Source organism: Bordetella trematum, from assembly GCF_900078335.1.
In the GTDB taxonomy this organism is placed as follows: domain Bacteria; phylum Pseudomonadota; class Gammaproteobacteria; order Burkholderiales; family Burkholderiaceae_B; genus Bordetella; species Bordetella trematum.
Genome location: NZ_FKBR01000045.1, coordinates 33,472 through 46,577, shown reverse-complemented (window position 1 = coordinate 46,577; position 13,106 = coordinate 33,472). Strand labels below are relative to the sequence as shown.

Annotated in this window: 15 protein-coding genes; 11 read left to right on the top strand and 4 right to left on the bottom strand. The window is 66.4% G+C overall.

Annotated elements, in window-relative coordinates:
* Positions 1-34 precede the first annotated feature (34 nt).
* Positions 35-349: an ATP-dependent Clp protease adapter ClpS gene (gene clpS, locus A7V84_RS16085; protein WP_025514669.1), complete on the bottom strand. Its 315-nt coding sequence runs from the start codon at positions 347-349 to the stop codon at positions 35-37.
* Between the two features lie 223 nt (positions 350-572).
* Between clpS and A7V84_RS16080 the strand changes: the two genes are divergently transcribed.
* Both A7V84_RS16080 and A7V84_RS16075 read left to right on the top strand, forming a co-directional pair.
* Complete coding sequence (locus tag A7V84_RS16080; protein WP_025514667.1) at positions 573-818, top strand: cold-shock protein; 246 nt, start codon at positions 573-575, stop codon at positions 816-818.
* A 104-nt stretch (positions 819-922) separates the two neighbouring features.
* Positions 923-1,375 (top strand): DUF192 domain-containing protein, encoded by a 453-nt coding sequence (locus A7V84_RS16075; RefSeq protein ID WP_063492350.1) that lies wholly within the window; start codon positions 923-925, stop codon positions 1,373-1,375.
* Positions 1,376-1,579: 204 nt separating this feature from the next.
* On the opposite strand, the gene pcaF is transcribed toward A7V84_RS16075, so the two are convergent.
* From pcaF to xseA, 3 genes are all read right to left on the bottom strand, one after another.
* The gene (gene pcaF, locus A7V84_RS16070; RefSeq protein ID WP_025514664.1) at positions 1,580-2,785 is read right to left on the bottom strand and encodes a 3-oxoadipyl-CoA thiolase; all 1,206 of its coding nucleotides are present in this window, start codon (positions 2,783-2,785) and stop codon (positions 1,580-1,582) included.
* Between the two features lie 221 nt (positions 2,786-3,006).
* A complete protein-coding gene (gene sodB, locus A7V84_RS16065) occupies positions 3,007-3,585 on the bottom strand; it encodes a superoxide dismutase [Fe] (protein ID WP_025514662.1) in 579 nt (192 codons plus the stop codon).
* A 106-nt stretch (positions 3,586-3,691) separates the two neighbouring features.
* Positions 3,692-5,050 carry an exodeoxyribonuclease VII large subunit gene (gene xseA / locus A7V84_RS16060; RefSeq protein WP_025514661.1) on the bottom strand — a complete coding sequence of 453 codons (1,359 nt, stop codon included), beginning with the start codon at positions 5,048-5,050 and terminating at the stop codon, positions 3,692-3,694.
* A gap of 342 nt (positions 5,051-5,392) precedes the next feature.
* On the opposite strand from xseA, the gene A7V84_RS16055 reads away from it, so the two are divergent.
* The 9 genes from A7V84_RS16055 (at position 5,393) to A7V84_RS16020 (ending at position 12,968) form a co-directional block, all read left to right on the top strand.
* Positions 5,393-5,989 (top strand): MotA/TolQ/ExbB proton channel family protein, encoded by a 597-nt coding sequence (locus A7V84_RS16055; RefSeq protein WP_170283348.1) that lies wholly within the window; start codon positions 5,393-5,395, stop codon positions 5,987-5,989.
* Positions 5,986-6,399, top strand: a complete 414-nt coding sequence (locus A7V84_RS16050) for an ExbD/TolR family protein (protein ID WP_063492351.1) — start codon at positions 5,986-5,988, stop codon at positions 6,397-6,399. The genes A7V84_RS16055 and A7V84_RS16050 overlap by 4 nt, the downstream gene beginning before the upstream one ends.
* Complete coding sequence (gene lpxK / locus A7V84_RS16045; protein WP_063492352.1) at positions 6,396-7,433, top strand: tetraacyldisaccharide 4'-kinase; 1,038 nt, start codon at positions 6,396-6,398, stop codon at positions 7,431-7,433. The genes A7V84_RS16050 and lpxK overlap by 4 nt, the downstream gene beginning before the upstream one ends.
* A 36-nt stretch (positions 7,434-7,469) precedes the next feature.
* Positions 7,470-7,643, top strand: coding sequence for a Trm112 family protein (locus A7V84_RS20835; protein WP_081976958.1), 174 nt, complete (start codon positions 7,470-7,472; stop codon positions 7,641-7,643).
* Between the two features lie 18 nt (positions 7,644-7,661).
* Entirely contained in the window at positions 7,662-8,429 is a 768-nt protein-coding gene (gene kdsB / locus A7V84_RS16040) for a 3-deoxy-manno-octulosonate cytidylyltransferase (RefSeq protein ID WP_063492353.1), read from the top strand.
* A 157-nt stretch (positions 8,430-8,586) separates the two neighbouring features.
* Positions 8,587-9,243: an adenylate kinase gene (gene adk, locus A7V84_RS16035; RefSeq protein ID WP_025514656.1), complete on the top strand. Its 657-nt coding sequence runs from the start codon at positions 8,587-8,589 to the stop codon at positions 9,241-9,243.
* 96 nt (positions 9,244-9,339) lie between these two features.
* Positions 9,340-10,098, top strand: coding sequence for a 3-hydroxyacyl-CoA dehydrogenase (locus A7V84_RS16030; protein ID WP_025514655.1), 759 nt, complete (start codon positions 9,340-9,342; stop codon positions 10,096-10,098).
* A gap of 72 nt (positions 10,099-10,170) precedes the next feature.
* Positions 10,171-11,727, top strand: a complete 1,557-nt coding sequence (murJ, locus tag A7V84_RS16025) for a murein biosynthesis integral membrane protein MurJ (protein WP_033534871.1) — start codon at positions 10,171-10,173, stop codon at positions 11,725-11,727.
* A gap of 218 nt (positions 11,728-11,945) precedes the next feature.
* Positions 11,946-12,968: a FecR domain-containing protein gene (locus A7V84_RS16020; RefSeq protein ID WP_051348220.1), complete on the top strand. Its 1,023-nt coding sequence runs from the start codon at positions 11,946-11,948 to the stop codon at positions 12,966-12,968.
* The last annotated feature ends 138 nt before the right edge of the window (positions 12,969-13,106 follow it).

Here is a 13,106-nt window from a genome sequence, read left to right as displayed (position 1 = left end):
AAATGGATACCAGGCCAAACCAGGCCCTGGCTGATCACACCGGTTCCATGACACATTGCAAGGGGTGCTGTCGCGCGCGCGCATATTGAGCTACCTGGGCAATCCGGGTAGCCGCCACGTCGCGCGGGTACACCCCGCACACGCCGCGGCCTTCATGATGCACTTGCAGCATGATGCGCGTGGCGTCTTCCTGATTCTTGCCAAAGAACTTCTGCAGGACTTTCACCACGAACTCCATCGGGGTGTAGTCGTCATTGAGCAACAGGACCTGATACATGGGCGGCGGCGCCGTGCGTGCCGGCGCTTTCTCGACCACCAGATCGTGCTGCGAATCCAAGGTAGAACTCATAGGGCGGGTATTCTATTTAATCGGCCAGATAATCGCTTCGCAATTACTCAAAATTACACGCGGACATGCGTAGTTTCCATACTTGACGCAGCCAAGAAAAGCAGCGCATTATCCTTGCATTCGGGAGCCTTTCAACCCGTTGTTAGCGCGACCGTTCCCGGGTGGGCTCAAGGCCAAGCCATGGCCCGTTGTCCAACATATGATTCAAAAAGAGGCAGTCCGCATGTCTGACACGACCGCAACCGCCGTCCAAGGGGACACTCCAAAATCAACCGGAACCGTCAAATGGTTTAACGACGCAAAAGGCTTTGGCTTCATCACGCCGGATGACGGCGGAGAAGATCTGTTCGCCCATTTTTCGTCCATCCAGATGAATGGTTTCAAAACCCTCAAGGAAGGCCAGAAGGTCTCTTTCGAGATCATTCAGGGTCCCAAGGGCAAGCAGGCCCTCAATATTACTGCGGCTTAGGGCGGCGCGCCCAGACCGCACAACCGGTATTATGCAGGCGGAGCCTCAGGCTCCGCCTTTTTCATGGGCCGGCGCTGCGCCGGCCATCCTGGATTTCGCCGTACATGCCCAAGCTTTCCGCCCTGTTCCTGCCCCTTGCCTGGACACTGAGCCTGTCGCTCGGCCCCCTGCCTGCCCATGCCCAGCCCGCCCAGGATCCGCTGCCCGTGACCCAGTTGTCTGCCGGCATCCACGTTATTCAGGCTGAAATGGCGGACACCGACGAACGGCGCCGCATCGGCCTGATGGGGCGCCGCGAGCTGCCGGGCAACAACGGCATGCTGTTCATTTTCGAGCAACCCGACCGGCAGTGCTTCTGGATGCGCAACACCCTGCTGCCGCTGTCCATCGCCTTTATTGCCGATGATGGCAGCATCACCAACATCGAAGACATGGCGCCGCAGACCGAAGACCCGCACTGCTCGCGCAAGCCCGTGCGCTACGCGCTGGAAATGTACCAGGGCTGGTTTGCCGAGCGTGGCATCACCGCCGGCGCCAAGGTCGACGGGCTGCCCTGAAGCGCTCGCGACGCCGCATCGCCCGCCAAGACCGGCCCGGGTGCACAGGCATCGAGACCCCGCCGAGCCCATGCTCCGGAATCGACCGGCCGGCAACCGGCGATGCCCCAGTCTTGTCCGCCGGGACGAACACGAAAAAACAAAGACCCTCCGTTTTACGGGAGGGTCTTTGTGCACTGGCCGCCGCAGCTGCCAGCGTGTCGCTTAGACGCGCTCGATGATCAGAGCAATACCCTGGCCCACGCCGATGCACATCGTGCACAGCGCATAGCGGCCACCGGTGCGGTGCAGCTGATTGATGGCGGTGGTAGCCAGACGTGCGCCGCTGGCGCCCAACGGGTGGCCCAGAGCGATCGCGCCGCCGTTGGGGTTCACGCGCGCGTCGTCGTCAGCGATGCCCAGATCGCGCAGCACGGCCAGGCCCTGCGCCGCGAAGGCTTCGTTCAGTTCGATGACATCCATCTGGGCCAGCGTCAGGCCGGTCTGGGCCAGCACCTTCCGGGTGGCCGGCGCCGGGCCCATGCCCATGATGCGCGGGGCCACGCCTGCCGTGGCCATGCCGACCACGCGCGCACGCGGAGTCAGGCCGTGGCGGGCAGCGCCCTTCTCGTCGGCCAGCAGCAGGGCCGCGGCGCCATCGTTGACGCCCGACGCATTGCCGGCCGTGACACTGCCGCCTTCGCGCACGACGCCCTTCAGGCGGCCCAGCGCTTCCAGGCTGGTCTCGCGCGGGTGCTCGTCGCGATCGACGATCAGCGGATCGCCCTTGCGCTGCGCGATCGACACCGGCGTGATTTCGGTATCGAAATAGCCTTCCTTCTGGGCACGGGCGGTTTTCTGTTGGCTGGCCAGCGCGAATTTGTCCTGATCAGCGCGGCTGATGCCGAAATCATCGGCCACGTTTTCAGCGGTCTCGGGCATGGAATCCACGCCGTACTGCGCCTTCATCAGCTTGTTGACGAAGCGCCAGCCGATGGTGGTGTCGTAGATCGCGGCATTGCGCGAAAAAGCGCTGTCGGCCTTGCCCATGACGAACGGGGCGCGGCTCATGCTTTCCACGCCACCTGCCAGCATCAGGCCGGCCTCGCCGGCACGGATGGCGCGCGCGGCAGTGCCGATCGCATCCAGACCCGAACCGCACAGGCGGTTGACGGTGGCGCCCGGCACTTCGATCGGCAGGCCGGCCAGCAGGGTGGCCATGCGGGCCACGTTGCGGTTGTCTTCGCCTGCCTGGTTGGCGCAGCCGAAGATCGTGTCGTCCAGCTCTTCCCAGCGCACGTTCGGGTTGCGCGCCATCAGGGCCTTGATGGGAATCGCGGCCAGGTCATCGGCACGCACCGAAGACAGCGCACCGCCATAGCGGCCAAAAGGAGTACGAATCGCGTCGCAGATAAAGGCTTCCAGGGTCATGGCTCGTCAGGAAAAGTGGATGAGAAAAGGAATCTGCCCTGGATGTTACCGCAGCGTTCCCCCCCCTTGCCCCCCTGCCCCGAGGGTGTCCAAAGAACGGACGCTCTGTCTAGTCCTTGGACATTTCCGCTCTCTGTACGACACATCTGGCGCACAAGAAAAAGGCCCGGCAGAGCCGGGCCCGGATCGCGCCAGGGCGCTTACAGCGCCTGGCCGGCCGATCAGGCGAAGTTCTTCGCAGCAAATTCCCAGTTCACCAGGGCCCAGAAGTTCTCCAGGTACTTGGGACGGGCATTGCGGTAGTCGATGTAGTAGGCATGCTCCCACACGTCACAGGTCAGCAGCGCCTTGTCGGCGGTGGTCAGCGGCGTGGCGGCATTGCTGGTATTGACGATGTCCAGGCTGCCATCGGCCTTCTTCACCAGCCAGGTCCAGCCCGAACCGAAGTTGCCGGCGGCCGACTTGTTGAAGGCTTCCTTGAAGGCCTCAACGCTGCCCCACTTGGCCTTGATGGCGTCAGCCAGCGCGCCCGTGGGCTCGCCGCCGCCATTGGGCGACAGGCTGTTCCAGTAGAAGGTGTGGTTCCACACCTGCGCGGCGTTGTTGAAAATGCCGCCCGACGACTTCTTGACGATGTCTTCCAGCGAGGCGTTTTCGAACTCGGTGCCCGGAACCAGGTTGTTCAGGTTGGTGACGTACGTCTGGTGATGCTTGCCGTAGTGGTACTCCAGCGTTTCCTTGGAAATGCGCGGAGCCAGCGCGTCCATCGCGTACGGCAGGGGGGGAAGAGTATGTGCCATGGTCGATTCCTTCTTGGTTGAATGCACGATCAAGCCGTTTCATTGTATCGGCTCTTGCTTGCGGCCTCGCGTTAACCCGGGTTTGGCGCGGGGTTAAGAGAATATTTCAGTCGCGCGGCCCGGTTTCGGTGACGCGCGCGCCCGCCCTGCCTCGGGCCAGATCGATACTGACGGGCTGCCCCACGGCGAGCTGCGCGGCATCGCTGACCACCCGCCCCTGCTCATCGCGCAGGACGGCATAGCCACGTGCCAGCGTATGCTCGGGATCCAGGGCGCGCAAATGCCCCGACCAGGCCTGCACGCGCGCCTGGGCCTGGGCCAGGCTGGCCTTCTGCGCGCGGGCCAGGCGCTGCGCCAGGTCCAGCAGACGGTCCTGCGCGCGCGCCGTCTGAGGCGCGCGGCGCGCCAGCCGTTGCGCCAGAGCCCCCAAGCGCAGGCCCTGGGCGCTGACGGGCCGCTGAGCGGCCGCGGCCAGCCGGTGGCGCAAGGTATTCAGGCGTTCGCGCTGATGCGCCAGGCGCTGCAACGGCGACGCCAGTTGGGCGCTGGCCCGGTCCAGCCGCTGGGCGGCCTGTTCCAGGCGGCGCTGCTGCGCACGCGCCAGACGCGTGACGGCATGCCCAAGCTGGCCCAGCAGCTCGCCGCGCGGCACGCAGGCCAGCTCGGCCGCCGCAGTCGGCGTGGGAGCGCGCACATCGGCTACGAAATCGACAATCGTGAAGTCGGTTTCATGCCCCACCCCGCTGATCACCGGCATGGCGCATTCGGCCACGGCATATGCCAGTTCTTCGTCGTTGAAGCTCCACAGATCCTCGATGCTGCCGCCTCCACGCACCAGCAGCAAGGTATCCACCTCGGCGCGCTGACTGGCGGCGCGCACCTGGGCGGCCAGCGCACGCGCTGCCTCGGCGCCCTGCACCGCCGCCGGATAGATCACCACCGGCACCTGGGGCGCGCGCCGCGCCAACGCCGACAGCACATCGCGCAAGGCAGCCGCGTGCAGGGAGGTCACCACGCCGATGGCGCGCGGCAGACGCGGCGGGGTGCGCTTGCGGGCGGGATCGAACAGGCCCTGTGCGGCCAGGCGCTCTTTGAGCAGGAGAAAGGCCTCGTAGAGATTGCCCACGCCGGCACGGCGCATGGCCTCGGCCTGCAACTGGTAATCGCCACGCGGCTCATAGAGACTGACACGGGCGCGGATCTCGACCTCATCGCCCGGGCGCGGCACGAAACCGACCGCCGCCGCGCGGCCGCGGAACATCACCGCTCGCACAGCCGCACGGGCGTCCTTGAGCGTGAAGTACCAATGGCCCGACGCGGCCTGGGTGAAATTGGACACTTCACCACGCACCCACAGCGCGGGAATATTGCGTTCCAGCAGTTGGCCGACTGCCTGGTTCAATTGCGCGACCGAGAGGACATCCCGCGCGAATGCGTCATCTTTGACAGCGAATCCTGTTGTCATGGGGCTCAAACAGCGAAATATGTCCACAGGGCTTGAGAATACGGGCTCGCATGATAGCGCAATCGGCAATTGCCCGCCGGCCCGTTCAAAACCCGCGAAAATACATGCAAGCCATTGATTCATAACGGTTTAACATGATTTTCATACTGAGCAGAAGTGAAGCAAACTACTGTAAACCCCTGTCCCGAGGGGGTTTCCCGGAAGTTTTGCACAGAATTATCCACAGATTCTGTGGATAGTTTTGACGGATTGGCGACTTGCCACTGACGCCGGCCCGCCGTTACATTGCCGCCTGACGCCCCGCCCGAATCTGCGGGCCGCCCTTCCTTGGAGTCTCCCGTCTTGCTGACCCTTTTGCGCGATGCCGGCTGGCCGATCTGGCCCCTGCTGGCAACCTCCGTCCTCGGCCTGGCGCTGATCCTCGAACGCCTGCTCTCGCTGCGCCGCGCGCTGATCATGCCGCGCGGGCTGAGCGAACAGGTGCAGGAAATGCTGCGCACCCGCCAGGACAGTCCCGAGGCCCTGAACCGTCTGGAACGCAGCTCGCCCTATGGCCGCGTGCTGGCCGAGGTATTGCGCATGCGGCAGGCGCCACGCGATGCGCTGCGCGACGCTGTCGAGACGGCCGGCCAGGGCGTCGCCCAGGACCTCAACCGCTATCTGCCCGCACTGGGCACAGTCGCCGTGGTGGCCCCCCTGATGGGGCTGTTCGGCACGGTCATCGGCATGATCGAGATCTTCGGCGCCTACACGCCCGGCGGCACCGACCCCGCGCAGCTGGCCCACGGCATCTCGGTCGCCCTCTACAACACCGGGTTCGGCATCCTGATCGCCATTCCCGCCCTGATCGCGCACCGCTACTTCCGCAGTCGCGTCGACCACTACCTGAACGCCATGGAGCAGGGCGCGGCCCGCCTGGCGCGCGAGGTACGCCCATGAACTTCCGGCGCCGGCGCGGGCATGACGACGAGCTGGACATCAACGTCATTCCGCTCATCGACGTGCTGCTGGTGATGCTGATCTTCCTGGCGGCCACCACCACTTTCGCACGCTACAGCCAGCTGGAGATCACCCTGCCCCAGGCACAGGCCGACGCCGCCGGCCAGGTCACCCTCGAAGTCGCCGTGAGCCAGGACGGCCACTACGCCCTGAACGGCGTGCTGCTGGACAACGGCGAACCCGGCGCGATGGCCGACGCCCTGCGGCGCGCGGCGGCCGGCCAGCCACAGCCCGTGGTGGTGATCAATGCCGACGCGCAAGCCGCCCATCAGGCAGTGGTCAACGTCATGCAAGCCGCGCGCGACGCCGGCATCGGCCGCGTCAACTTCGCCGCTCAGGCCGCCCATTGAAGCCCGACGGTTTTCTTGCGCGCACGCTCCAGCACCAGTGGCAACACGGCGGCTGGCTGTCCACGCTGCTGCGCCCCCTGGGCGCGCTGGCCGCCCGTTTCGTGCGCCGCAAGCGCCAGGCCTACCGCAGCGGCGCGCGCAGCGCCTGGCAAGCGCCGGTACCGGTCATCGTGGTGGGCAACATTTACGTGGGCGGGACCGGCAAAACCCCGGTCGTGATCGCCATCCTGGAAGGCTTGCGGGCGCGCGGCTACACGCCGGGCATGATCAGTCGCGGCTATGGCGCGAAGATCGAAGGCAGGCCACGCGTCGGCCAGGGCCGGCTCGCAGCGCGCGAGTTCGGCGATGAACCTGCCCTGATCGCCGCCGTGACCGGCTCGCCGGTGGCCGTGCATCCTCGCCGTGCCGACGCGGCCCGCGCCCTGCTGGCAGCCCACCCCGACGTCGACGTGATCGTGGCCGACGACGGCCTGCAGCACCTGGCGCTGGCGCGCGACATCGAAATCGTGGTGCAGGATGAACGCGGCGTGGGCAACGGCCGCCTGCTGCCGGCCGGCCCGCTGCGCGAGCCGGCCAGCCGCCTGCGCGATGTCGACGCCATCATCACCAACAGCAACACCCCGGCGGCGGCGCCCGCCCCGGACGGGCCGGCAGCGCGCTGGACCATGTGGCTGGAGCCGCAGGCGGCGCGCCGCTTGAGCGACGGCGCGGAGCAAAGCCTGGCCGGGTTTGCCGGCCGGCCGGTAGCCGCTGCCGCCGGCATCGGCAATCCGGAGCGGTTCTTCCGCACCCTGGAGGCTGCCGGCATCCATCCCGAGCCTCGCCTGGCCCTGCCCGACCACTACGATTACGCACGCTCGCCCTTCACCGGCATCCCCGCCGGCACGATTCTGATCACCGCCAAGGACGCCATCAAATGCGCCGCCCTGCAAGACCCCCGGCTATGGTCGGTACAGGTCCGGGCGCGTTTCGAGCCCGACGGTTTCCTTGACTGGCTTCATGCGCGGCTATGCGCGTTACCGCCACGCGGGTGACCCCGCAGCGCGCGGTTCTGTTTTAGAATCGCTGCCATGGAATCCCGCCTTCTCGACATCCTCGTCTGCCCCCTGTGCAAGGGCCGCCTCGAGTTCGCCCGCACGCAGCAAGAACTGATCTGCCAGGCCGACCGGCTGGCCTTCCCGGTTCGCGACGGCGTGCCCGTCATGCTTGAAAACGAAGCCCGCCCGCTTGACCCGGCGGCCTGACCGCACGCCCTTTCCCCCATGACCTTCATCGCCCTGATCCCGGCGCGTATGGCGTCGACCCGGCTGCCGGACAAACCGCTGGCCGATATCGCCGGCAAGCCCATGGTTGTGCGCGTGGCCGAGCGCGCCGCGCGCAGCGGCGCAAGCCAGATCTACGTTGCCACCGATGACGCGCGTGTGGAGCGCGCCGTGCTCGAGCATGGCTACCGCGCCCTCATGACGCGCGCCGATCACCCGACCGGCACGGATCGTCTGGCCGAGGCCGTACGCCAGCTGGGCCTGCCCGATGATGCGGTGGTGGTCAACATCCAGGGCGATGAGCCGCTCATCGAACCCGAACTCATCGACCGGGTGGCGCGCAGCCTGGCCGAGACGCCGTGGGCCGACATCGCCACCTGCGCCTGCCCCGTGGCCGATGGCGCATCGCTGTTCAACCCCAATGTGGTCAAGGTGGTGTGCGCCAGCGACGGCCGGGCCCTGTATTTTTCACGCGCCCCCATCCCGTGGGCGCGCGATGCCCTGGCCAGCGGCGAACGCGTGCTGGCCGGCGGGCTGCCGGCCTGGCACCACATCGGCATATACGCCTATCGCGTGGGCTTTCTCAACCGTTTTCCCGCCCTGCCCCAGGGCGCGCTGGAACGCTTCGAATCGCTCGAGCAGTTGCGCGCCCTGGAGCATGGGCACAATATCGTGGTGGTGCAGGTCGCCTCCGCGCCAGCCGCCGGCGTCGATACGCCGGATGATCTGGCCCGGGTGCGCGCGGTGTTTGCCCAAGGCCTGCCTTGACAGCCGGCATGCGGCCCCGTTGGCCGTGCGTTCCTGTTTTATCGCAACAAATCTGCCCGATTTAAGGGTTTTTTCCGATGGTGTTGCCCCACATCGGCTGTTGCATTGCGGCATAATCGCCTCCGACCACAAAAAAAACCTCTCTTCTGGAGCACGTATGCGTCTCATCCTGCTCGGCCCCCCGGGTGCTGGCAAAGGCACCCAGGCCACATTCATCACCCAGGCCTGCGGCATCCCGCAGATTTCCACCGGCGACATGCTGCGCGCCGCCGTCAAGGCGGGCACTCCGCTGGGCGTGGAAGCCAAGAAAGTCATGGATGCGGGTGGCCTGATGCCGGATGACATCATCATCGGTCTGGTCAAAGACCGGCTGACCCAGCCCGACTGTGCCAACGGTTATTTGTTCGATGGGTTCCCGCGCACCATCCCGCAAGCCGACGCCCTCAAGGACGCCGGCGTGGCCCTGGACTACGTGATCGAAATCGCCGTGCCCGACGAAGACATCGTCAAGCGCATGAGCGGGCGCTGGGTCCATCTGGCCAGCGGCCGCAGCTACAACGTGGAATCCAATCCGCCCAAGGTCGCCGGCCGCGACGACGTCACCGGCGAGCCGCTGGTGCAGCGCGACGATGACCGCGAGGAAACCGTTCGCAACCGTCTGGCCACGTACCACGAACAGACCAGCCCGCTGGTGCAGTACTACAGCAGCTGGGCTGAACAGGATCCGGCGCGTGCGCCCAAGTACCGGAAAGTCGCCGGTGTGGGCTCGGTCGAAGAAATCAAGGCCCGCGTGGCCGCCGCCCTGAAAAGCTGATGGAATCGCACCGGCCTCGCCCCTCAAAAAGGCGAGGCCGGTTTTCTTTGCCCGCCGCCTGAGCCAGGCCCGGGCTTCGGACTACGAGAGATCGACATGGAAATCGCCAACAAGGTATTCATCGTCACCGGCGGCGCCTCCGGGCTGGGCGCCGGCACGGCCCGCATGCTGGTCGCCAATGGCGGCAAGGTCGTCATCGCCGACCTGCAGGATGAGGCGGGCGAAGCCCTGGCCAAGGAGCTGGGGCAGCGTTACGTGCACTGCGACGTTACCCAGGAAGCCGACGGCAAGGCCGCCGTGGCCGCCGCCCTCGAACTGGGCCCGCTGTTCGGCCTGGTGAACTGCGCCGGCGTCGCGCCAGCCGCCAAGATCGTCGGCAAGCAGGGTGCCCACGCGCTGGACCTGTTCCAGAAGGTGGTCAACATCAACCTGATCGGCAGCTTCAACATGATGCGCCTGGCCGCCGAGGCCATGAGCAACAACACGCCCGAGTCCACTGGCGAACGCGGCGTCATGATCAACACCGCCTCGGTGGCGGCCTACGACGGCCAGATCGGCCAGGCCGCCTATGCCGCCTCCAAGGCCGGCGTGGTCGGCATGACGCTGCCGATCGCACGCGATCTGGCCCGCAGCGGCATCCGTTGCATGACCATCGCCCCGGGCATCTTCGGCACGCCCATGATCTTCGGCATGCCCCAGGAAGTGCAGGATTCGCTGGCAGCCAGCATCCCCTTCCCCGCCCGCCTGGGTCGTCCCGAAGACTACGCCAAGCTGGTCCACAGCATCATCACCAACGACATGCTCAATGGTGAGACGATCCGCCTCGATGGCGCGATCCGCATGCCGCCGAAGTAAACTCCTCAGCTGTTCCCGCGCGCCGGCCCCGATCGGGTCGGCGCGCGCCCGTCTCTCCCTGCTTCCCCTGCCATGGCCTTGTTCCGCTCGGCGGCCACCGTCAGCAGCTTCACGCTGCTGTCGCGCATCACTGGCCTGATCCGCGACATCCTGATTGCGCGCGCCTTCGGCGCCGGCGCACTGACCGATGCCTTCTGGGTCGCCTTTCGCATTCCCAACCTGCTGCGTCGCCTGTTTGCCGAGGGCGCGTTCGCACAGGCCTTCGTGCCGATTCTCGGCGCCACGCGCAACCAGCACGGCGAAGCCGAAGTGCGCGTGCTGCTCGATCGCGTCGCACTGTTGCTGACCGCCGTTCTCATGACCGTCACCGTGATCGGCATCGTCGCCGCCCCCTGGGTGGTCAGCGCCATGGCCAGCGGCCTGCGCGACAGCGGGCGCGGCACCGAGTTCGGCGCAGCTGTCTGGATGACCCGGGTCATGTTCCCGTACATCCTGTGCATGTCGCTCATCGCGTTCGCTTCGGGCGTCCTGAATACCTGGCGCAAGTTCGCCGTGCCGGCCTTCACGCCTGTGCTGTTGAACCTGGCGATGATCTGCGCGGCGATCTGGCTGGCGCCGCGCATGGATGTCCCCATCTACGCTCTGTCCATCGGGGTGATGGCCGGCGGCGTCGCCCAGCTGGCGGTGCAATGGATCGCCCTGGGACGCCTGGGCCTGACTCCGCGCCTGTCCTTCAAGCTGGGGCAGGCCTGGCGCGACGCCACCGTCCAGCACATCCTGCGTCAGATGGTCCCGGCCATCCTGGGCGTTTCGGTGGCGCAGATCTCCTTGCTGATCAACACCAACATCGCCACCTGGCTGGCGCCGGGCAGCGTGACCTGGCTGTCCTTCGCCGATCGGCTGATGGAATTCCCGACCGCCCTGCTGGGCGTGGCCCTGGGCACCGTGCTGCTGCCCAGCCTGTCGGCCGCCCACGCCCGCCAGGACCACGATACCTATAACGGGCTGCTGGACTGGGGCCTGCGCCTGATTCTGCTGCTTGGCCTGCCCGCTGCCCTGGGCATGATGATGCTGGCCGACGGGCTGGTCGCCACGCTGTTCCATTACGGCGAGTTCGGGGCGGCCGACGTGGCCCAGACGCGGGTGGCCGTCATGGCCTACTCGGTGGGCCTGATCGGCCTGCTCGCCGTGAAGATCCTCGCGCCCGGCTTCTATGCCCAGCAAAACATCCGCACGCCCGTGAAGATCGCCGTGCTGGTGCTGGTGCTGACCCAGGTGCTCAATGCCATCCTGGTCCCCACCCTGGCCCATGCCGGGCTCGCCCTGGCCATCGGCCTGGGCGCCTGCCTGAATGCCCTGCTGCTGCTGCTCGGCCTGCGCCGCCGCGGCGTCTATCGCCCCGGGCAGCACTGGGGCCGCTTCCTGCTGCGCCTGATCCCCTCCCTGGCGGCCCTGGGCGCGGTGCTCTGGGTGGCCGACAGCCGCCTGGACTGGATCGCCCTGGGCCAGACCCCCGGCTTGCGGGCGGCCTGGCTTGGCGCCGTCCTGGCTGCCTGCGCCGCGGCCTATTTCGGGGTGCTGTTCCTCTTGGGAATCCGCCCGCGCGACTTCACCCGCCGCCCTCGCTGAAACCGCCCGGGGGAGCGGGAAATCCCCCGGCAAGGGAAGAAGTTATAAAACGCAACCCAATTGAGTGCTATATTTCCCTTTGTTTCAGCAAAAAACAAATGGCCTCGACAAATAACGAACTAGTCTCTGTCGACACGAAAGATAGTGCTACGCTAAAGTAAATGTTCGTAAGAAACTTCGTTATTTACTAACTGCTGTAATGCGGCCACGAAGCCAGCATGGAATACGAATTGACATCCACTCCCATGCCCGCGCTCTCGGATCAAGTGATCAAATGGTTGCTCTTGCTTCGCTCTGGCCAGGCTACCCGGCGTGATTACGCCGATTTCATGGCCTGGCGCGATGCCAACCCGACACACGAAAGCGCCTGGCAACAATTGACGCACGCACTCGGCCACTCCATGGCCGGGCGGCTGGGCGACACCTATCCGCTGGGCTATCAGGGCTCCCCTGACGCGCGCCCGGCGCGTCAGGCCGTGCCCGCGCGTCATGGCGAAGACAGCCCCCGGCCGACCCGCCGCCGTTTCCTGGCCGGAGCCCTGGCGCTGACTGGCGCCGCAGGCGCCGGCGCGCTGCTGGCCGTGCGGGATTTCTATCCCCTGGGCAGCATCACGGCCGACGCCGCGACCGCCACCGGCGAAAGGCGGCTCTACCAGCTGACTGATGGGACTGAACTGCTGCTCGATGCCCGCAGTCGCGTCAACCTGGAGTTCACCCCCACCTATCGCCGGCTGATGCTGCTGGAAGGCGCCGTGGCGGTCAGTTCGCCGGCCGACCCGAACCGCCCCTTCCTGGTGCAGACGGCCGAGGGAGTCGTACGCTCCTGCGGCCAGCGTTACATGGTGCGCCAGCTGGCCCACCGCAGCCTGGTCGTGGCCCATGAAGGCGATCTCGACATAGAAACCAGCGGCGGCACGCGCGCCACCATTCCGCAAGGCGCCGGCGCCCGCTTCGATGCCGCGCGGCTGGGCCAGGTGCGCGACGACCTGGCTGCCGAGGCAGCGTGGGAAAACGGCTGGATCCATGCCAACGGCCGCCCCCTGGCCGAAGTGATCTCGGCCCTGCGGCCTTACCGGCACGGCACCCTGCGCATCTCGATGGCGGCAGGCGGCCTGCCGGTCACCGGCATGTATCCGCTGGACAACCCCGACGCTACCCTTGAGGCGCTGGAGCGCGACATGCCGATCTCCATCCGCCGCCTGACGCCGTGGTTCGTTTCCATCAACGTCCTGTCCACCTGAGTCCCGATTGTTGTTTTTTCTACGTTTTCTTGCATGAAGACGGCTTGGTCCGAGCGCAAAACGGCTTACCCGCGGTAAACTGTCGGCCACATCGCAAACGTCGGCGCCGTCGTCCTCATCGCCGTTTTCTTCCGCCGT